Annotated in this window: 18 protein-coding genes; 14 read left to right on the top strand and 4 right to left on the bottom strand. The window is 72.6% G+C overall.

Annotated elements, in window-relative coordinates:
- Positions 1-50: 50 nt before the first annotated feature.
- Together BMW88_RS15790 and BMW88_RS15795 are read left to right on the top strand one after the other, a co-directional pair.
- Positions 51-2,162 carry a discoidin domain-containing protein gene (locus BMW88_RS15790; RefSeq protein ID WP_089951469.1) on the top strand — a complete coding sequence of 704 codons (2,112 nt, stop codon included), beginning with the start codon at positions 51-53 and terminating at the stop codon, positions 2,160-2,162.
- 97 nt (positions 2,163-2,259) lie between these two features.
- Positions 2,260-3,621: an oxygenase MpaB family protein gene (locus tag BMW88_RS15795; RefSeq protein ID WP_177221125.1), complete on the top strand. Its 1,362-nt coding sequence runs from the start codon at positions 2,260-2,262 to the stop codon at positions 3,619-3,621.
- 95 nt (positions 3,622-3,716) lie between these two features.
- On the opposite strand, the gene BMW88_RS15800 is transcribed toward BMW88_RS15795, so the two are convergent.
- Positions 3,717-4,379, bottom strand: coding sequence for a response regulator (locus BMW88_RS15800; RefSeq protein WP_089951471.1), 663 nt, complete (start codon positions 4,377-4,379; stop codon positions 3,717-3,719).
- The gene (locus tag BMW88_RS15805; protein WP_089951472.1) at positions 4,376-5,584 is read right to left on the bottom strand and encodes a sensor histidine kinase; all 1,209 of its coding nucleotides are present in this window, start codon (positions 5,582-5,584) and stop codon (positions 4,376-4,378) included. The genes BMW88_RS15800 and BMW88_RS15805 overlap by 4 nt, the downstream gene beginning before the upstream one ends.
- Positions 5,585-5,719: 135 nt before the next feature.
- On the opposite strand from BMW88_RS15805, the gene BMW88_RS15810 reads away from it, so the two are divergent.
- The 11 genes from BMW88_RS15810 (at position 5,720) to BMW88_RS15860 (ending at position 15,589) form a co-directional block, all read left to right on the top strand.
- Positions 5,720-7,057 carry a hypothetical protein gene (locus BMW88_RS15810; protein ID WP_177221126.1) on the top strand — a complete coding sequence of 446 codons (1,338 nt, stop codon included), beginning with the start codon at positions 5,720-5,722 and terminating at the stop codon, positions 7,055-7,057.
- Positions 7,054-7,440, top strand: a complete 387-nt coding sequence (locus tag BMW88_RS15815; RefSeq protein WP_245777810.1) for a FixH family protein — start codon at positions 7,054-7,056, stop codon at positions 7,438-7,440. The genes BMW88_RS15810 and BMW88_RS15815 overlap by 4 nt, the downstream gene beginning before the upstream one ends.
- A 17-nt stretch (positions 7,441-7,457) precedes the next feature.
- Entirely contained in the window at positions 7,458-8,555 is a 1,098-nt protein-coding gene (locus BMW88_RS15820) for a hypothetical protein (protein ID WP_089951474.1), read from the top strand.
- Positions 8,548-9,069 (top strand): hypothetical protein, encoded by a 522-nt coding sequence (locus BMW88_RS15825; protein WP_089951475.1) that lies wholly within the window; start codon positions 8,548-8,550, stop codon positions 9,067-9,069. Before BMW88_RS15820 ends, BMW88_RS15825 begins: the two co-directional genes overlap by 8 nt.
- A 194-nt stretch (positions 9,070-9,263) precedes the next feature.
- A complete protein-coding gene (locus BMW88_RS15830; RefSeq protein ID WP_143116094.1) occupies positions 9,264-10,190 on the top strand; it encodes an OmpA family protein in 927 nt (308 codons plus the stop codon).
- 8 nt (positions 10,191-10,198) lie between these two features.
- A complete protein-coding gene (locus tag BMW88_RS15835; RefSeq protein ID WP_089951477.1) occupies positions 10,199-10,576 on the top strand; it encodes a sunset domain-containing protein in 378 nt (125 codons plus the stop codon).
- Between the two features lie 85 nt (positions 10,577-10,661).
- Positions 10,662-11,690 carry a sensor histidine kinase gene (locus BMW88_RS15840; RefSeq protein ID WP_245777811.1) on the top strand — a complete coding sequence of 343 codons (1,029 nt, stop codon included), beginning with the start codon at positions 10,662-10,664 and terminating at the stop codon, positions 11,688-11,690.
- Entirely contained in the window at positions 11,683-12,753 is a 1,071-nt protein-coding gene (locus BMW88_RS15845) for a hypothetical protein (protein WP_089951478.1), read from the top strand. Before BMW88_RS15840 ends, BMW88_RS15845 begins: the two co-directional genes overlap by 8 nt.
- Positions 12,738-13,382 carry a response regulator transcription factor gene (locus BMW88_RS15850; protein WP_089951479.1) on the top strand — a complete coding sequence of 215 codons (645 nt, stop codon included), beginning with the start codon at positions 12,738-12,740 and terminating at the stop codon, positions 13,380-13,382. Before BMW88_RS15845 ends, BMW88_RS15850 begins: the two co-directional genes overlap by 16 nt.
- A gap of 101 nt (positions 13,383-13,483) precedes the next feature.
- Positions 13,484-14,128 carry a hypothetical protein gene (locus BMW88_RS15855; RefSeq protein ID WP_089951480.1) on the top strand — a complete coding sequence of 215 codons (645 nt, stop codon included), beginning with the start codon at positions 13,484-13,486 and terminating at the stop codon, positions 14,126-14,128.
- A gap of 306 nt (positions 14,129-14,434) precedes the next feature.
- Positions 14,435-15,589 carry a glycosyltransferase gene (locus BMW88_RS15860; RefSeq protein WP_089951481.1) on the top strand — a complete coding sequence of 385 codons (1,155 nt, stop codon included), beginning with the start codon at positions 14,435-14,437 and terminating at the stop codon, positions 15,587-15,589.
- Between the two features lie 196 nt (positions 15,590-15,785).
- Here BMW88_RS15860 and BMW88_RS15865 read toward each other — a convergent pair whose 3' ends face one another.
- The gene (locus BMW88_RS15865) at positions 15,786-16,358 is read right to left on the bottom strand and encodes a TetR/AcrR family transcriptional regulator C-terminal domain-containing protein (RefSeq protein ID WP_218148078.1); all 573 of its coding nucleotides are present in this window, start codon (positions 16,356-16,358) and stop codon (positions 15,786-15,788) included.
- 50 nt (positions 16,359-16,408) lie between these two features.
- On the opposite strand from BMW88_RS15865, the gene BMW88_RS15870 reads away from it, so the two are divergent.
- A complete protein-coding gene (locus tag BMW88_RS15870) occupies positions 16,409-17,659 on the top strand; it encodes an FAD-dependent monooxygenase (RefSeq protein ID WP_089951483.1) in 1,251 nt (416 codons plus the stop codon).
- 116 nt (positions 17,660-17,775) lie between these two features.
- Here BMW88_RS15870 and bdeA read toward each other — a convergent pair whose 3' ends face one another.
- Positions 17,776-18,624 (bottom strand): bis(hydroxyethyl) terephthalate hydrolase, encoded by an 849-nt coding sequence (gene bdeA, locus BMW88_RS15875; RefSeq protein ID WP_245777812.1) that lies wholly within the window; start codon positions 18,622-18,624, stop codon positions 17,776-17,778.
- Positions 18,625-18,796 lie beyond the last annotated feature (172 nt).

Here is an 18,796-nt window from a genome sequence, read left to right on the forward strand (position 1 = left end):
TTGTGAGAGCGCTCTCCCCGCACACACCCCTACTTGTGGCAGGAGGCGCGATGGTCCGCGTCCGCTCCATCTGCACGGTCGTCGCCGTGCTGCTCGGCCTTGCGGTGGCACCGGCCCAGGCCGCCCCCGTGCTGCTCTCCCAGGGCAAAGCCGCCACGGCGTCGTCGACCGAGAACGGCGGCACGCCCGCCTCGGCGGCGGTCGACGGCGACGGCGGCACCCGCTGGTCCAGCGCGTGGAGCGACCCGCAGTGGCTGCGCGTCGACCTCGGCGCGACCTCGTCCGTGACTCGCGTCGAGCTCGACTGGGAGTCGGCCCACGCCACGGCGTTCGAGATCCAGCTCTCCGCCGACGGCGACGTGTGGCAGCCGATCCGCTCGGTCACCGGCGCCACCGGCGGCAGGCAGGCGTACGACGTGACCGGCACCGGCCGCCACGTCCGCGTGCACACCACCCAGCGCGCCAACGGTTACGGCGTCTCGCTGTGGGAGTTCCGGGTCTTCGGCGAACAGGGCTCGAACCCGCAGCCCGGCACCGGCGTGCGCGTGACCGGCTCCCAGGGCAACTGGCAGTTGGTGGTGGACGGCCGGCCGTGGACGGTGAAGGGCCTGACCTGGGGCCCGCCCGCCGCCGACGCCGCCCGCCACATGCCGGAGCTGAAGTCGATGGGCGTCAACACCTTGCGCACGTGGGGCACGGACGCCTCGACCCGCCCGCTGCTCGACGCGGCCGCCGCCAACGGCCTGCGCGTGATGAACGGCTTCTGGCTCCAGCCGGGCGGCGGTCCCGGCTCCGGCGGCTGCGTCAACTACGTGACGGACGCACAGTACAAAGCCGACGCGCTGGCCTCGATCCGGCAGTGGGTCACCGCCTACCGCGACCACCCCGGCGTCCTGATGTGGAACGTCGGCAACGAGTCCGTCCTCGGCCTGCAGAACTGCTACTCCGGCGCGGAGCTGGAGAACCAGCGCGTCGCCTACGCCCGTTTCGTCAACGAGGCGGCACGGGCCATCCACGCCATCGACCCCGCGCACCCCGTGACCAACACGGACGCGTGGACCGGCGCGTGGGCCTACCTGAAGGCGCACGCCCCGGACCTCGACCTGTACTCGGTCAACTCCTACGGCAACGTCTGCCAGGTCCGCCAGGACTGGATCGACGGCGGCCACACCAAGCCATACATCGTCACCGAGGCCGGTCCGGCGGGGGAGTGGGAGGTGCCGAACGACGCCAACGGCGTGCCCGCGGAGCCGACCGACGTGCAGAAGCGCGACGGCTACACCCAGGCGTGGAACTGCATCACCGGTCACCGGGGCGTGTCCTTCGGCGGCACGCTGTTCCACTACGGCACCGAGTACGACTTCGGCGCCGTGTGGTTCAACCTGACACCCGCGGGCAAGAAGCGGCTCTCGTTCTACGCGGTGCAACGCGCGTTCGGCGGCGTCACGCCGTCGAACAGCCCACCGGTGATCTCCGCGATGACCGTGCCGGCCTCCGTCCCGGCCGGTGCTCCGCTGACGATCGACGTGGCGGCCGCCGACCCCGACGGCGACCCGATCGCCTGGTCCGCCGCCCTCAACAGCAAGTACGTCGACAACAGCGGCGGCTTGGCCGCCGCGCCCGCGCAGGTCGCCGGCAACCGGCTCACCATCACCGCGCCGGATCGGCTCGGGGTGTGGAAGGTCTACGTCATGGCCGAGGACGGCCGGGGCAACATCGGCATCGAGACGCGGTCGGTCCGGGTGGTGGCGCCACGACCGTCCGGGGTGGACGTGGCGCGGGGCAAGCCCGTGACCGCCTCCTCGTACCAGCAGACCGGGGACGGGGCGCCGTTCCCACCGGCCAACGCCGTCGACGGCGACGGCACCTCGCGCTGGGCCACCGACTGGGCGGACCCGCAGTGGATCAGGGTGGACCTCGGCGCGGTGACCACGTTCCAGCACGTGCAGCTCGTGTGGGAGGGCGCGTTCGGCCGGGCCTACGAGATCCAGGTGTCCGATGACGGCAACAACTGGCGCTCGGTGTACGGCACAACCTCCGGCAACGGTGGTGTCGACGCGATCGATGTGACGGCAACCGGTCGGTACGTGCGGCTGCATGCCACCCAACGGGGGACCGGGTGGGGCTATTCGCTGTACGAGTTCGGCGTCTACCGGCGCTGAGCGGGTTGCGGCAAGTGGGTGGAATTCACCACCGCATGAGGTGAACGCCGAGCGGGGCGCGGCCTGGTGTCCCGGCGTCATGGCTAGCTTCGGCGCAATGACCGTCGACGTGGCGCTGGGACCGGGGTCGAGCACCTGGGACCGGCTCGGGCAGTGGCGTTTCCTGCTGGTGATGCACCGGGCGCTGGTGCTGCAGGCCGCGCACCCCGCGGTGGGCGCCGCCGTGGCCGAGTTCTCCGTCTACAACGCCCGTCCGTGGCGGAGGTTGTTCCGCACGCTGAAAAGCCTCCAGACCTACGTCTACGGCAGCGCCGCCGAGCAACGCCGTGAGCTGGCTCGGCTCGAACGGTTGCACCGCCGGATGCGGGGCACCGACGGCTACGGCCGTGCGTTCGACGCGGGCGACACCGCGGCACGGGCCTGGGTGCACCTGACCCTGTTCGAGGCCGTGCTGACCATGCAACGCCTCGGCGGTGAACCGCTGCCCGACGACGAGACGGCCCGCTTCTACGCCGAGTGGCGGCGGCTGGGCGAGAACTTCGGGCTCTCCGCGGGCGACCTCCCGGCCACGCACGAGGAGTTCCGGCTCTACTTCGACCGGGTGGTCACCGACGTCCTGGAGGACAACGCCACCGTCCGCGACCTGTTGTCCGGCAGCATCCACCGCATCCCGCCACCGACCGGCGTGCCGATCCCCGCGCTGGTGTGGGCCCCGCTGCGCTACGCCGTGGTGACGGCCGTCGTCCAGGCCACCGCCGTCACCCTGCCCCCGGTGCTGCGCGACCGCCTGCGCCTGACCCCGGTTCCCGGCGCCGGTCTGCTGGTGGACGGACTGCACGTCTCCGTGCGCCTGGCCACCGCCCTGCTGCCCAAACCGTGGCGGTACCTGCCCTTCGCGGCCGCCTCGATCAGGGCAGCCGAGACCCCGCGGGCCGAGGCCGTCCCCGAGTCGTTCTTCGAGACCGTGCTGGACCAGAACGGCGACGGAACGCTGCGCTGGAACGACGTGCTGGCGATGGCCCGCGAGATCAGCACCCACCTCGACCTGGACGAGGAGGACGAGGACCACGTCCACGAGGCGTTCCGGTCCTGGTGGGAGCAGATGTGCTCGGCGACGGGCACACCGGCCGACAGCACCATGACCGCCGCCGCGTACCACCAGGCGCTGGCCGCCGGCCGCTACCCGGGACCGCCGGATCCCGAGCGCGGCTACGGCGCGGTCGCCGCCGCCGTGCGCCACCTCATCGACCGCGACGGCAACGACGAGGTGCGCCAGGACGAGTACTCCCGGCTGCTCGACCACAGCCCGCGCCGGCACGAGCTGATCGCCGCGATGCGGGAGCTCGACCACGACGGCGACGGCACGATCCGCGGGGATGAGTTGGAGCGGGCGTTGCGGGACTTCCTCACCGGGGATCGTGATTTGGCGGCGGCACGTCATCTGTTCGGCCGTGTCTGAGCTTGTTCGCGTATGAGGCGGAACAGGCGCTGCCGGACTTTCTCACCGGCGTCCTGCCGGCAGCTCGCCACCCGTTCAGCCGCACCTGACCCCGTTCACTCCCCGCGCGTCCGCACGATCCCGTTCATGTGCGCGTACGCGACGGCGTGCACGCGGTCCCGCAGCCCCAGCTTCGCCAGCACCCGGGAAACGTGCGTCTTCACCGTCTCGTCCCCGACGTGCAGCCGGGCCGCGATCTCGGCGTTGCTGTGCGCGGCTGCCAGGAGTTCCAGCACCTCGCGTTCGCGTGCCGTCAGCAACGCCAGCTCCGGCGGCGTGGGGGGAGGCGCGAGGCTGACGGCGAACCGGGCGATCAGCCGCTGGGTGACCGACGGGTCGATCAGCGCGTCCCCCCGCGCCGCGACCCGGATCGCGGAGATCAGCTCCTCGGGCGGCAGCGACTTCAGCAGGAAGCCGCTGGCCCCGGCGTTGAGCGCGCGGTAGACGTACTCGTCGGTGTCGTACGTGGTGAGCAGCAGGACCTTGGTGCGGTTCGCGGGGTCGGCGAGGATCATCTCCGTGGCGCCGAGACCGTCCAGCTTGGGCATCCGGATGTCGAGGACCGCGACGTCCGGGCGCAGGCGCGCCACCTCCGCCACGGCCGCGCGGCCGTCCGCCACCTCGCCCACGCACCGCAGGTCCGGTTGCGTGTCGAAGATGGCGCGCATGCCGGAGCGCAGCATCGCGTGGTCGTCGGCCAGCAGCACGGTCAGGGTCATGACGCCTCCAGGGGGAACGTGACGACGGTGCGCCACGTCCGTCCGTCCGGTTCCAGGCCGGAGTGGGTGGTGCCGCCGAACATGCCGGCGCGGTTGCGGATGCCGACCAGGCCGCGGCGCACCGGTCCCGTGCGGGCGGTGCCAGTGCGGGCGGTGCCGGTGCGGGCGGTGCCGGTGCGATTGGTGCCGGTGCCATTGGTGCCGGTGCCGGTGCCGGTGCCGATGGCGTTCTCGGCGGTGACGGTGAGCTCGTCGCGGCCGTACTCCAGGATCACCGTCACGCCGGAGGAGTCGCCGTGCCGCACCGCGTTGGTGAGCATCTCCTGGATGATCCGGTAGATGGTGACGTCCAACGACTCCGGCACGTCGCGGTGCCGGCCGCGGACGTCGAGGCGGGCCGGCGTTCCCGCCGAGCGCACGCCGTCGAGCAGTTCGTCGATGTTGCCGAGGCCCGGTTGCCGCGTGCCCTCGGACCTGTCGCCGTGCAGCAGGTCGAGCAGGTGGCGCAGGTCCACCATCGCGGCGCGGCTGGCGATCTCGACCGACCGCAGCGAGGTCGCCAGCCGGGTGTCGCCGTGGGGCATGCCCAGGCGGGCGGCTCCCGCGTGCATGCCGATCGCGCTCACGTGGTGCACGATCACGTCGTGCAGGTCGCGGGCGATGGCGCTGCGCTCCTCGGTGATCGCCTTGGTGACCGCGGCCTTGGCGTCGAGCTGCTCCATCGCCGACCGCTTCTCCAGCTCGGCGAGGTAGGCGCGGCGGGCCGTGGTGTAGCGGCCGACGAGCCACGGCAGCACCGCGGCCTTGGCCGCCACGAGCACCGCCGTCAGCGGGCCGTGGCCCACCACGAGCGAACAGGCGATCAGGCTCGCGGAGAGGGCTCCCAGCGCGGCGTACGCCGACCCGCCGCGCAGCCAGGCGCCGGCGCGGTAGCCGGCGATCAGCATCCCGGCGTCGTTGGCGTCGAAGTTCTGGCCCATCGTCAGCAGGACGAGCAGGGGCAGCGCGGCCTGGGCCGCGGCGACCCAGCCGGACAGGCGCGCGGGACCGGCCAGCATCGCGTCGACGGCGAGGGTCATCCCCAGCACCACCCACATCTGCCCCCACGTGCAGCCGCCGAGCAGCACGAAGCCGCCGTCCACGACCATGCAGACGGCGGCCACCAGCCGGGACTGGTGCTTGAGGGGGAACCTGATCGAGTCCATCGCCGGGAATCCTGCCCCATCACCGCCCCGGGGTCCTCCCGCCGCGCAGGGGTCGGAGATCCCCCGCGCGGGGGACGCGGATTCCGCCTGGGCCGTGACGATTCCGGCCCGCCGCCATCGCTACCTTGGGCCGCGATGAGACGAAGTGGTGCGATCCTGCTCCTCGTGCTGGGGGCGGCTCTCGGAGTCGCCGCCCCGGCACTGGCCGACGGCGCCCAGTCGGGCGCGGACATCCACGTCGCGCAGAGCCTCGGCGACCGCGAGCTCACGGTGATCATCCGGCGGGTCGCCGAGGTGCCGGGGCCGGTGCACGTCGACGTGGTCACGCACGCCGGTTCGCCGCCCGGCGAGATCACCCTGACAGCGCGGGCCGCGGGGGCGCCGGCCAGCACGGCGAAGGTCGTCCTCGGCGCCGCGCCCGGCTTCCACCCCGGCGTCGTGCACGTGGACCGGCCCGGTCCGTGGGAGCTGGCGGTCGACGGGGCCACGATCCCGTTCGTCGTGCCGGCGCTGGTCGCCCCGCCCTGGGAGAACGCGACCTACGGCGGGTTCGTCGCGGCCGGCGTGCTGCTGCTGGTGGCGCTGGGGTGCGCCGTGCTCGGCAGGCCCGGCCTGGCGCTCGTGCCGACGGCCGGCGTGGTCGCCGCGGTGGCGGTCGGGGTGACGGCGGCCCTGCTGGCCCCGAGCATCCCGCCGGTCGCGGCGCCGGGCACGCAGCTCGACCCGACGTTCGACAACGTCACGAACCCCTGGGCGCGAACGTCCACAACGGACTTCTCCCGGCCGCCGGTGAACCTGGTGCCCCGCATGGACGGCCAGGACGTGGTGCTCGGCCTCACCGACGGGTCCTCCGGCCGTCCGGTGGACGACCTGCTGGTGCACGACAGCGCGTTCGTCCACCTCGTGGTGGTGTCGCCGGCCGGGCACCTCCGGCACCTGCACCCGGTCCGCACGGCACCCGGTGAGTACCGCGCTCGGCTGAAGGACCCGGAGCGGGGCACACACGCGATCGCCGCGGAGATCGCCCGGCGTGGCGGGGGAGTGCAGCTGCTGCGGTCGAGCGTCGACGTCTCCGGCACGTCCACGCCCGCGCCGGTGGCGGGGGAAGCCGTCGTCACCAAGGAGGTCCGGGAGGCGGGCAGGCCGAGCACGATCACGGCCGACTTCGGCGAACGCGATCTCCAGCCGTGGCTGGGGATGCTCGGGCACATGATCGTCGTCGGGCCGGTCGCGGACGGTCCGGTGTCCGCGCCGATCTGGGCGCACGTGCACTCGATGATCCCGCCTGCCCCCGGCCTGCCCGACCGGCCGGACGAGAGCGTCGCCGCCTACGGGCCGGAGGTGCCGTTCACCTACTCGTTCCCGTTGCCCGGCCGGTACCTCGTGTGGATCCAGGTCGAACGCGGCTACTCGGTCGTCACCGTGCCCGAGTTCGTCGACGTCCCCGCGGCGAAGGCGGTGTCCCCGAGGTGAAGCGCAACGTGGTGCTCGCCCTGGCCGGGGTCGTCGCGGTGCTCGCCGCGCTGGTGGTGCTGTGGCCGCGCGGCGTCGAGGCGCGACCGCAGCTCGCCGAGAGCGACCGGTTCCGGTTCGTGCTGACGCCGGCGAGCACGAGGTCCGGCAGCAACTCGTTCGACCTGCGGGTCACCGACCGCGCCGGCAACGCGGCGCGGGGAGAGGTCACGGTCGAACCGGCGATGCCGCGGATGGGCCACGCGGTGGCCCCGATCACCGCGGCCGAGCTCGGGCCCGGTCACTACCGGGCCGGGGGCGTCGACCTGTTCATGGCCGGGCAATGGGAGATCACCGTGTCATTCAGTGCGGAGCGGGTCGTCATCCCGCTGCTGCTCACCTGAAGGGGGAGGAATACCAAGTGGACATCACGGCGGTCGCCGCGACGTCGTCGACGAGGGCTGTCCCGAGGGGGCTGGTCCCGGCGAGCGTCGTGCTCGGCGGCACCCTGCTCTCGCTGATCGGCCTGACCTGGGACATCCAGTGGCACACCGACGTCGGCCCGGACACGTTCTTCACGATGCCGCACCTGTTCCTGTACGCGGGCAGTGCGATCTCAGGCCTGGCGAGCCTGCTCGTCGTGCTCCTCACGACAGCGGACACCAAGCGCGCCAAGGCGGTCGACCCGGTGGTCGGCGGTCGCGCGGTCAACGTCTTCGGGCGCGCCTTCGCCGCACCGGTCGGGTACCTGGTCTCCGGCACCGGCGCGGCCCTGTTCCTGGTCTACGGCCTGTGGGACCAGTGGTGGCACGGCCTGTACGGCTTCGACGCCGTGATCGACTCGCCGCCCCACATCGGGTTGCTGCTGTCGATCTCCATCACGATGGTCGGCGCGGTCATGATCTTCGCGGTGGCCCGCGACCAGCGGTGGGGCGTCCGCGGGGTGGCCGCGTCCGCGGGAACGCTGCTCGCGTTCAGCATGGTGACCGTGCTCGGCCTGCGCGCGTTGCCCGGCGGCCCGGTCAACACGGTGAGCGCGGGTAGCGGGTTCTTCTCGGTGATGATCCTGTTCATGGGCGCGTACGTGCTGAACCGGCGCGGAGGCGCTCTCGCCGTCGGCGTCGTGGTCGCGGTGCTGCAGGCGGTGTTCTGGTGGTTCTCGCCGTGGGCCACGGAGGTCTACGCGAACGCCACCGGGCTGCCGCTGCGCGACTACGCCGACGGCATCCCCGCGCTGCCCAACATGATCCCGATGAGCCTGCTCCTCGTCGCGGTGGCCGTGGAGCTGCTGCGGAACCTGCCGGCCTGGATCCCCGGCGCGGTGGGCGGCGTGATCATCACGGCGCTCGCGCCGGTGCAGCGGGTGCTCGTGCAGGGGAGCAACTTCCCGAACGCGGAGAGGTACCTGGCCACCGTCGTCGCGGGCGCGGTGCTCGGCGCGCTCGCCGGGATGCTCGGCCGCCGGTTCGGCCAGATGCTGCGCCACCTCGCACCAGCAAAGGAAGACCGCCATGCGTAAGACGTCGCTGGGCCTGCTGGGCACCCTGGCCCTGCTGCTGGGCCTCGCCACCCCGTCGCTCGCCTTCGAGCCGGTGAACGTCGTCCACACCGAGAAGGTCCAGGCGGGACCGTACGACCTGACGGTCGGCTTCAGCACCTGGCCGGTCAAAGCCATGCAGTCGCTCGACTTCACGTTCGCGCCGGAGGACGGCATCGCGGGCAAGTCCGGTGTGCTGAGCATGAGCTGGAACGGCGAGCTGGTGGACGACGGCCCGCTGGCGCGCCACCCCCGCAAGCGGGACGTGTGGGGCCTGGACATCCAGGCGCTGCCCGAGCCGGGCACGTGGACGTTCACCTTCGCCATCGACGGCCCGGCGGGCCCTGCGACGGGCGAGCTGAAGAACCTCCAGGTGATGGAGCAGCCCGGCCCGCCGATGGGCCTGTCCTGGGCGATCAGCACGATTCCGCTGTTCGGCCTGATCGCGCTCATCGTGATCGCGTGGCGGCGGACGCGGAACACCGTGCGAACGTGAGGGGACGCGGCTCCGCGGGGCTCTCGGTCCCGCGGAGCCGCATTCCGCTCGCCCGGCGCGGCCTCCACTCCGCGAAGCCACCTGACCGGGTGAAGTTCGCTCCGAACGGCTGGAACGGTTGGCTTTTCGGCCTCGTGGTCCGGTAATCCCACCGCGTGCGATTGCCTCACGCGGTTTGGATTGGCGGGCTGTTGGTGCCCGCGTTGCTCGCCGCCACCGGCGTGTTCGTTCACGGCGATGGCATCGAACGGACGCTGCACGCCGACGTGCGCACGGCGCTGGGGAACGCCGGCTACCACGGCGTCGTCACGGTGAACGGCCGCTCGGTCGTGGTCACCGAGGTCTCCCCGAGGTCCGCGGACGCGGTGCGGGCCGTGGTCTCCGACGTGTCCGGCGTGGGCAGCGCCGACGTGCGCACCGCCGAGCCGGAGCAGTTGCTCGTGGCGGTGCGCGGCGGCGAGATCCTGCTGTCGGGCGCGGTGTCCGACGAGGTGGAACGCCGCGCGCTCCTCGACGCGGTGCGGTCGGCGGAGCACCGGGTCACCGCGGCGTTGCGGCTCGGTGGCACGCTGCCGATCCCGCCGGTCGTGGTCGGGCGCCTGGTCTCGGCCGCGCTGACCGCGAGGGTGCCGGACGTGACCACGACCGTCCACAACGGTCAGGTCGTCATCGCGGCCCGCGTGCCCGACGAGTCCCGTGCGACGGCGGTGCACGACGCGGTCCGGCAGGCGGCCAACGGCCTGGAGGTCGTCGACCGGCTGGAGGTCGGGCCGTCGGCGGCGGTCGGCGACCTGAACGTCGAGGCGCTGCACGACTCGGTCAACCGGCTGGTGAACGGCAACGGCGCGATCCGGTTCGTCCAGGGCACCACGGCGTGGGAAGGCCACGGTCCGGTGCTCGCCGAACGCGTCGGCCGCATGCTCCTCGTCGCACCGCGCGCCTCGATCACGCTGGTGGCGCACGGAACCGACCCGGCGATAGCGGCAACCCGCGCGCAGATGGTGCGCGACGTCCTCGTTGGCCAGGGAGTGCCGGCCGCGTTGATCGCCACCGAGACCCGTCCCGCCCCCGACGGCGAGTTCGACCCGGCCAAGCGCCAGGTCGACGTCGTCGTCCGTTAGGAGTTCCTGTGCTCTGGTTGTTGTCGCAGATGTTCGTGCTGTGCCTGGTGTCGTTCGCCGCCGGCTCGCTGCTGACGTGGCTGTCGGTGCGCGGCCGGGGGAAGGCCGAGCCGCCGAAGCCGCTGCTGGCCCTGCCCTCGCCGCGGCTCGCCGCGGAGAAGGTGGTCGTGGAGCACACCGCCGAGAAGGCGGTCGCGGAGCCCGTGCGGCCGGAGTCGCCGCTGCTCAAGGGCAACTCCAGGACGATGGTCTACCACACGCCCGAATCCCCGTACTACAAGCGGATGAAGGGCGACATGACGTTCGCGTCGGAGGCCGACGCCCTGGCGGCGGGCTACCGCATGTGGACGACCAAGGGACGGGTCAAGTCCGCACAGCCGCAGTGAACTCCATTACTTCAGTGTAGATCGAAAACGATCCTCCGGTCAGTGGCCGCCGGGCACGGCGGGATCGCCTGACACAATGCCGCACGTGCTGCTGGAGGTCAGGCTCCTCGCGACGATGTCGCGGCTCGCGGGCCCGATCCGGGGCGCGGGTGTCGTCCTGATCAGCCTCTTCGGCGCGTTCTCGGTCAGCTCGCCGCTGGGCTGGGCCCTCTTCGCGTTCGTCGCGGTCACCTCCGTCGCCGACTTCCGGCTGCCCCGCGTGGCGCTGCCGGTGGGGTTCGTCCGCGTGGTGGTGCTGTCGGTCGTGCTGGGAGGTGCCGGCGGGCAGTGGGTGCTGACCGTCCTCACCACGACCCTGATCACCTGGCAATGGCAGTGGCCGCCGCGCGTCACCGTGCCGGCCACGGTGGCGTTGCTGGCCGTGCAGGTCGCGACGACCGGTCCCGGCGTGCTGGTCCGGGCGGTGCTGGAGCCGGTGCTCGCGCGCGTCGCCCACGAGCTGCTGCGGCGGTCGAGCCGGCGGGTCGACGTGTTGCGCGAGCGCGCCGCCGAGCAGAACCGGGCGGCGGCGGTCGTGCTGGATCGCGGTAGACGGGAACGTGAGTACCTCGCCCTGCTGCACGACACCGCGGCGGCGACGTTCCTGATGGCCGCGCACGGCGGTGATCCGCAGGCGGTCGCCGCGCAGGCTCGCCGCGATCTGGTGCTGCTGGCCGAACGGGACAACGCGCAGGGCACCGTGGACCTCGGAGCCGCGCTCACGGCGGTGGCGCGCGACAGCGAGGTGCCGGTGCGGGTGTCCGCCGAGGTGGTGCCGGTGCCGGCGGGAGTCGCGCTGGCCTTCGTGCGGGCCGCGCGTGAGCTGCTCGCGAACGTCGAGCGGCACGCCGGAGCCGCCACCGCGGAGCTGACCGTGTCGCGGGAAGGACGGGGCGCGCTCGTCGTCATCCGGGACGACGGCCGGGGATTCGTCCTCGACGACGTGCCGGGGCACCGGCGCGGCCTGCGCGGCTCGGTGGTGCAGCGGCTGCGCGCCGCCGGCGGCTCCGCCGTGGTCGACTCGGCGCCGGGCAGGGGCACGACCGCGCGACTGGGCTGGCCCGCCGATGACTGACCACGCGGTTTTCGCGACGACGCGGCGAGTCCTGGTCGTGGTGGTCTTCGCGACCCAGCTCGTGCTGACGCTGCCCTCGCTCGTCGCTCATCACCAGGGTCCGGCGGCGTGGGCCGCGTACGTCCTGCTGACCTCGGTGCTCGCGTTCGTCGCCGGTCACGTCGTGGCGGGCCGCGCGGAACCGTCCGCCGGCTGCGCGGGGGCTCTCGCCGCCGTGACTCTCACGTCGTCGGTGCTCGCGACGACGGCGTTGCCGGCGGGGGCGTCGTTCGGTCCCGCGGACTGGGCGTTCGGTCTCGTGGGCTGGTACCTGCTGCTCGTGCTGGTGGAGCGTCCCGCCGCCCTGGTCGCGGCGCTCGCCGCCCACGTCTGCTTCTGCGTGGCGTGGTTCCTGCACGCGGGCAACGGGGACGCCGGCACGGCCGGGGTCGTGATCCTCAGCGGCACGAGCTTCCAGCTCGGCGTCCTGGTGATGACGAGGGTGCTGCTGCGCGACGGCAGGCTCGCGGCCCGGGCCGCTGCCGAGCACGACGCCGCGCGCACCCGTGAAGTGCTCGCCCGCCAGCGGGAGCAGGACCTGCGCGAGGGGTTCGAGGGGCAGCTCGGCGCGTTGCTGCCGTTGCTCGCCGACCTCGCCGACGAGGTGGTGAGCACGGCGGACGAGGCGACCAGGCTGCGCTGCTCGGTCGCGGCCGTGCAGCTGCGCAGGCTGTTCGCGGAGAACGACGACGTGCCGGACCCGTTGCTGCACGAGCTGACGGCGTGCGTCGACGTGGCCGAACGGCGTGGCGTGGTCGTATCGCTCGCGGTGAGCGGAACGGCCACACCCGTGCCGACGGAAGTGCGGCGGGCGCTCGTGGCGCCGATGGCCCGTGCGCTCGCCGCCGCCGGTGGCCGTGCCAAGGTGAGCCTGCTGCGGACCGCCACCGAGGTGCGCGTGGCCGTGGTGGCGGACGCGCCGGATGTGCTGCCGGAGGCCGGGGACGTGCCGGCCTCGGTCCTGGTCGAGACGAGCGTCCACAGCGGACTGGTGAGGAGTGAGGCGCGATGGCGGACGAGGTGACCGCGGTCGTGGTCGACGACCACCCCGTGGTGCGCGCGGGAGTGGAGCACTGGCTGTCCTCCGCGGGAATCCCGCTCGTGGCGAGCGGGGAGGACCCCGGGGTCGCCTGGACCGGTCCCGGTGCCCGCGCCGCGGTGGTGGTGCTCGACCTGCACCTCGGCGGTGTCGCGCCCGAGCTGTCCGCGCTGCGCAAGCTCGTCGAGGACGGCCGCAAGGTGGTCGTGTACTCGATGCGGGCCGACGACGAGGTCGTCCTGCAGTGCCTGGAGATCGGCGCGCTGAGCTACCTGACCAAGGCCGAGGGCGCCGACCACCTGGTGCAGGCCGTGCGCGCCGCGGCGGCGGGCCAGTCGTACACGCCACCGGCGCTCGCGGGCGCGCTGGCGGGGGACCGGTCGGAGACCCGCCCCGCGTTGTCGCCGAGGGAGACCGAGGTGCTCGTGGAGTGGTTCCAGTCCGAGTCGAAGGAGTTCGTGGCCCAGCGGCTCAACATCACGCTCAGCACGGTGAACTCGCACCTGGAGCGGATCAGGGTCAAGTACGCCGCCATCGGCCGGCAGGCACCCACGAAGGCGGCGCTCGTGGCGCGGGCGATCCAGGACGGGCTGATCGGCCTCGACGACCTCTGAGGCCCGTGTGGTGTGAACGACCGATACCGGCCCGCGCGTCCGCGACCTAGCCTCCAGTGCGATCCCCGCTTCTTTTCCGCAGTCGCACGAGGAGTCCCGCAGTGACGCACGCCCGTGGCCCCCTGTTCATCGCCGCTGTCGCGACGGCGGGCCTGTTCCTGTCGGCCTGCGGATCCGAGACGACCGGTTCTGCGACACCCGCCTCCACGCAGGCGGAGACGATGACCACCATGGCGACCACCACGGCGAGTTCCCGTGCGACGACCTCGTCGGCTTCCGCGCCGGTCGCCGCCGGTGGGGACGTGACCGCTCCCGGCTCGAAGCTCAAGGTCGGCGCCCGCGCGGTGCTCCCGTACTCCTCCAACGACAAGAACGGCACGATCGCCGTCACGCTCACCGCCATCGAGCAGGGCGCGAAGGAGGACCTGGTGAAGTTCGGCGACAAGGCCAAGAACATCACGCCGTTCTACCTGCGCGTGCAGGTGGAGAACCTGAGCGGGACCGATCTGAGGTACGCCTCGATCTCCCTGCGCGGCCTCGGCTCCGACGGCAAGGGCACCGGTGTGATCATCACCGGGGACACGCCGACCTGCAAGTCCACCAGCGCGCCCAAGGAGTTCACGACGGCGGGGGCGAAGTACGAGACCTGCGTGCTGACCGGCGCTCCGGACGGTTCGAAGGTCGTGGCCGGCGAGTACAACCGCGGTGACGGCTACGTCAAGTCGCCGGTGATCTGGGAGAGCTGACCCGCTCCGCGCCGCCCCCTTCCCCGCGCGGCCCCGCCGCACGTGTCCGCCCACCGTTCTGCGGCCCCTTCCGCTGTGGGCTACTGTCGGAGTGGGTTCAGCCTGCAGCCCGTCGTAACGGTCCGCCCGGAGGGCGGGGCGCGGGGCTGCCCACTTCGGGCTATCAGCCATGCCTACGCATCCGGCCGCGCAACGCGCGGTGCCGCGGACTTCGCGACCGACCACACACGTGCCCGGCACGTGTTCGGGTGCCGAGCTCTCGCCCCGCCGAGGTGGGAGCGCAGCACGACGCGGGGAAGAAGGCGCATGAAGATCGCGATGTTGTTCGCGCAAGAGGCCCCCTCCTGGCGCAACGTCCAGGTCGCCGACCTGGCGACGGCACTGGCCGGCCTGGGGCACGAGGTGACGGTGCACGGCGAGGAAGGGCCGGCGACACCCGTCCCGCCGGGCTGCCGACCGGCACGGCTGCGGTCCACATCGGAAAACCGCACGACCGACGACGGGCAACAGCCCTACATGGGTGATTTCGTGGACGCTCTGCGCGCCGAGTGGGACTACTCGCCGCCGGACCTCGTGCACGCCCACTCGTGGCGCTCCGGCCTGGCGGCGGTGCTGGCAGCGCAACCGGCGGGTGTGCCCGTGGTGCAGTCCTTCCAGGGGCTCGGCAGAAGCACCGACCAGCAGGCCGGTGTCGAACGGCTGGTCGGCAAGCAGGCGGCGCTCGTGCTCGCGAGCTGCGGGCAGGAGCTGCTGGGCCTGGCCGCGGCGGGCGTGCCGCGGTCGCGGATCGCGATGGTGCCCCGCGGCGTCGACGCGGGCCTGTTCCAGCCGCAGGGCACGACGGCCGCCCGCACGGAGCTGCGGCGCATCGTCTCGGTCGCGGACCCGTCGGTGGGCAACGGGGTGGCCGATCTCGTCGCGGCGCTGCCGTGGTTGCCGGGTGTCGAGCTGGTGATCGCCGGTGACCTGGCACCCGCGGCGACGGAGCGGCTGCGGCAGTGGGCGCGCAAGCGCGAGGTGGAGGAGCGCGTGCGCCTGCTCGGAGCGGTCGCGCGGGAGGACATGCCCGCGTTGTTGCGTTCGGCGGACGTGGCGGCGTGCGTGCCGTCGCATGCTTCGTGGGAAGTCTGGCCGTTGGAGGCTATGGCGTGCGGCGTGCCCGTTGTCGCCACTGCTGTCGGAGGGCTCACCGATGCCGTGATCGACGGTGTGACCGGGGTCCTCGTCCCACAGCGCGACCTGAAGCACCTGATCAGGAAGCTCCGGCTGGTGCTGGAGGACGACACCCTCAGGACGTCGTGCTCGATCGCGGCGGTGGACCGGGTGAACGCCCGCCACACCTGGCCGGACGTCGCCCGCGCGGTGGAACGCCAGTACCGGCGGCTGCTCGACCCGCCGGTGCCCGCCCGCCGACGGGCGCGGCAGGTCGAACCGGTCGTCCACGACGGTGTGCGGGGCTGATGGCGGCAGGTCCGGCCAAGCTGACCGAGCTGACCGGCTGGCCGAGATGACCGCCGAGCCGAGCCGCCGCGGGACTTCCGCCTCCCGGTGAGCGGCTCGGCGGCCGGCGTGCCCCTGCCCTCGCGCGTGCGAGCCCGGCGCCTTGGCCTGAGCGCGGTCGCCGGCGTCGTCCCGCCACGGCCTGCTCGGTCCGCCGCTAGCTGCCGAGGAGCTTCGCGACGCCGAACTCGAACCGCTCGTCGAACGACTCCCCGGAGAGGAACGGCAGGATGCGCCGCAACGCCGGGCGTTCGCCCACCGCCGGTTCGCCGAGGGCGCGGCCGGGCAGCGCCTGTTCCTCCTGCGTCAGCCCGAGGACGAGGTAGATCAGGCTCCAGGTGGTCCACGCCGCGTCCCGCGCGGACAGGCCGCCGTCCAGCAGTGCGGCGACGAGCGCCTCCGCGGTGTCCAGCGTGGCCGGTTCGGCGGCGAAGGTGCCCGCCACGACCAGTGCGCCGTCGCGGTGCGCGAGCAGGGCCCGCCGGTAGCGGCGGGCGATCTCCGCGGCCCGCTCGCGCCAGTCCCGTGGCAAGCCGTCGAGCGAGACGCCCGCGACGATCGCGTCGGCCATCAGCTCTTCCAGGCGCGCCTTGCTCTTGACGTGCCACAGCACCGTGTTCATCCGGACGTCGAGCCGCTGCGCTATCGCGCGCAGCGAGACGGCCTCGGCGCCGAGCTCGTCGAGGATCTCCAGGGCGGTGCGCACCACGTCCGCTTGACTCTTGGTCACTGACCTAGTCTACTCGGCCGCAGTTGTTGGTCAGTGACCAAGGGAGAGTCATGCAGGACGTCGTCGTCGTGGGGGCAGGGCCGACCGGCTTGTGGCTGGCGGGGGAGCTGCGGCTCGGAGGGGCCTCCGTCACGGTGCTGGAGGCGCGCCGGGAGCGGGACGTGAACTCCAAGGCGCTCACGATCCACCCCCGCACGATCGAGATCTTCGACTGCCGTGGTGTCGTGGAGCCGTTCCTCGCCGAAGGCGTCCGCATCCCGAACGGGCACTTCGGCGGGCTGCCGGACCGCATGGACTTCGCGGTGCTCGACACGCCCTACCCGTTCACGCTGGCCCTGCCGCAGGCCCGCACCGAGGAACTGCTCGAACAACGCGCCCTCGCGCTGGGCGCCACCATCCGGCGCGGTTGCCGGGTGGCCGGCCTGACCGGTGACGGCGTCGAGCTGGCCGACGGCGAGGTGCTCGCCGCGCGGTTCGTGGCCGGCTGCGACGGGACGCGCAGCACCGTGCGCCAGGCCGCCGGCATCGACTTCCCCGGCACCGACGCCACGACCTGGGGCTGGCTCGGGGACGTCGTGCTGGACGCCCCGCCCGAACGGGGGTTCGCGAGCGTCACGGGTGCCCGCGGCGGACTGCTGGTCGTGCCGCTGCCCGGCGGTGTGCACCGCGTCGTCGGCAGCGATCCCGGCACGAACCGCCCAGGATGGCCCGGCGAGCTGACCCTCGACGAGCTGCGCGCGACGGTCACGGCGATCGCGGGCACCGACTTCGGCCTGCGCGACCCGAGGTGGTTGTCCCGCTTCGGCAACGCCACCCGCCAGGCCGCCACCTACCGCTCGGGCACCGTCCTGCTGGCCGGGGACGCCGCCCACATGCACTTCCCGACCGGCGGTGTCGGCATGAACGTCGGCATCCAGGACGCGCACAACCTCGGCTGGAAGCTCGCCGCCGTCGTCACCGGGCGCGCGGACGACGCGTTGCTCGACACCTACCACGCCGAGCGCCACCCCGTCGGGGTCGACCTGCTGGAGCACACCCGCGCCCAAACGGCGTTGATGACCGGTTATTCGCCTGAGGGACAGGCGTTGCGCGCGGTGACGAGCAAGCTGATCGCGGCAGCTCCGGACATGTCGAAGTACCTCGCCGAGCGGCTCTCCGGCCTCGACGTGGCCTACGCGACGGGCCGGCGGGTGCCCGACCGGCGCCTGTCCGATGGCGACACGCTCTTCGCACGGCTGCGTTCCGGCGGGTACGTGGAGACCGACGCGGGGCTGGTGCGCCCGGACGGGCACCTCGCCTGACCGGTCCGGAACGGCCGACATGGCCGGCGCCGGACGAACCGGCACCGGCCACACACACCCTGGGGACGGGTCGCGGCGCCCCCGCGCTGGTTCAGGCGCCGCGACCCGCGCTCAGGTCAGGAGTGCGGGCACGTGTCCCGGTACTCCTCGATCAGCGTGCTGCGTCCCGGCGCGGGGCAGAGGAACTGCTCGTACCGGGTGTCGTTGTCGATGAACCGCTTGAGCCACGAGATGCTGTACTTCGCGATCGTCGTGTTCGACGAGTTCGGGGCGAAGTGCGAGGCGTTGTTGAGCTCCAGGTACGCCTTGTCCAACGTGGACGGCAACGACGTGTAGAACGGCTCCGAGTGCGACGAGACCGGCGCGATGGAGTCGTCCTCGGCGCCGACCACGAGGGTCGGGACGCGCACCGAGGACCAGTTCTTCGTGGTGTGCCAGCCGGTCAGCGGGATCGCCGCCTGCAACGCCGGGCGCTGGCTGGCCGCGCGGAGCGTGCCGCCACCACCCATCGAGTGACCCATGACGCCGAGCCGGGTGGCGTCGATCCGGGTCCGCACGCTGCTCTGCTGGGTCAGGTAGTCGAGAGCGGCGAGGAGCTGGGAGGCGCGGCTGTCGGGCTGGTCGTAGATCGAGTTCGTGTCGATCGTGAACACCACGAAGCCCTGCGACGCGATGCGCGGGCCCAGCCACGAGATGGTGGACTGGGTGCCGGTGTAGCCGGGCGAGATCGCGACCGCGCCGAACGTGCCGGAGGCGGTGCTGGTGGGGTAGTAGATCGTGCCGCCACCGAAGCCGCTGACGAGCGACGACACGGAGGTCTCCGACACGGCGAACGGGCCACGGGTCGCCTCGATGCTCGAGACGGTCGGTGCGGGGCCCCGTTCGTAGGGGTTCTCTGCGGCCTGCGCGGTGCCGGTGATGAGCACCAAGGAGAGCGCGACGGGAATCAATGTGCGAAGTTGCACGGCGCTGTACACCTCATTTGGCAGGGGAACTGCGGGGACGTCTCGACCCTGCAACCCCGGCGCGGAGGTCCGCATCGGTGCAACCACCGGTATCGGCGAGAAGCTTCGGTGAAAAAACTAACAGTGGTAGGAAATTGGGCCGGACCTCTTCCGGAGGGGCCACCGGCGGGAC

This window comes from Lentzea xinjiangensis (assembly GCF_900110955.1).
Lineage (GTDB): Bacteria > Actinomycetota > Actinomycetes > Mycobacteriales > Pseudonocardiaceae > Lentzea > Lentzea xinjiangensis.

What these genes read in the sequence shown, in the direction of transcription:
- BMW88_RS15805 (WP_089951472.1), bottom strand. Translation starts at nt 5,584, where the DNA reads ATGGACTCGATCAGGTTCCCCCTCAAGCACCAGTCCCGGCTGGTGGCC.
- BMW88_RS15860 (WP_089951481.1), top strand. Translation starts at nt 14,435, where the DNA reads ATGAAGATCGCGATGTTGTTCGCGCAAGAGGCCCCCTCCTGGCGCAAC.
- BMW88_RS15800 (WP_089951471.1), bottom strand. Translation starts at nt 4,379, where the DNA reads ATGACCCTGACCGTGCTGCTGGCCGACGACCACGCGATGCTGCGCTCC.
- BMW88_RS15790 (WP_089951469.1), top strand. Translation starts at nt 51, where the DNA reads ATGGTCCGCGTCCGCTCCATCTGCACGGTCGTCGCCGTGCTGCTCGGC.
- BMW88_RS15810 (WP_177221126.1), top strand. Translation starts at nt 5,720, where the DNA reads ATGAGACGAAGTGGTGCGATCCTGCTCCTCGTGCTGGGGGCGGCTCTC.
- BMW88_RS15845 (WP_089951478.1), top strand. Translation starts at nt 11,683, where the DNA reads ATGACTGACCACGCGGTTTTCGCGACGACGCGGCGAGTCCTGGTCGTG.
- BMW88_RS15795 (WP_177221125.1), top strand. Translation starts at nt 2,260, where the DNA reads ATGACCGTCGACGTGGCGCTGGGACCGGGGTCGAGCACCTGGGACCGG.
- BMW88_RS15870 (WP_089951483.1), top strand. Translation starts at nt 16,409, where the DNA reads ATGCAGGACGTCGTCGTCGTGGGGGCAGGGCCGACCGGCTTGTGGCTG.
- BMW88_RS15850 (WP_089951479.1), top strand. Translation starts at nt 12,738, where the DNA reads ATGGCGGACGAGGTGACCGCGGTCGTGGTCGACGACCACCCCGTGGTG.
- BMW88_RS15825 (WP_089951475.1), top strand. Translation starts at nt 8,548, where the DNA reads ATGCGTAAGACGTCGCTGGGCCTGCTGGGCACCCTGGCCCTGCTGCTG.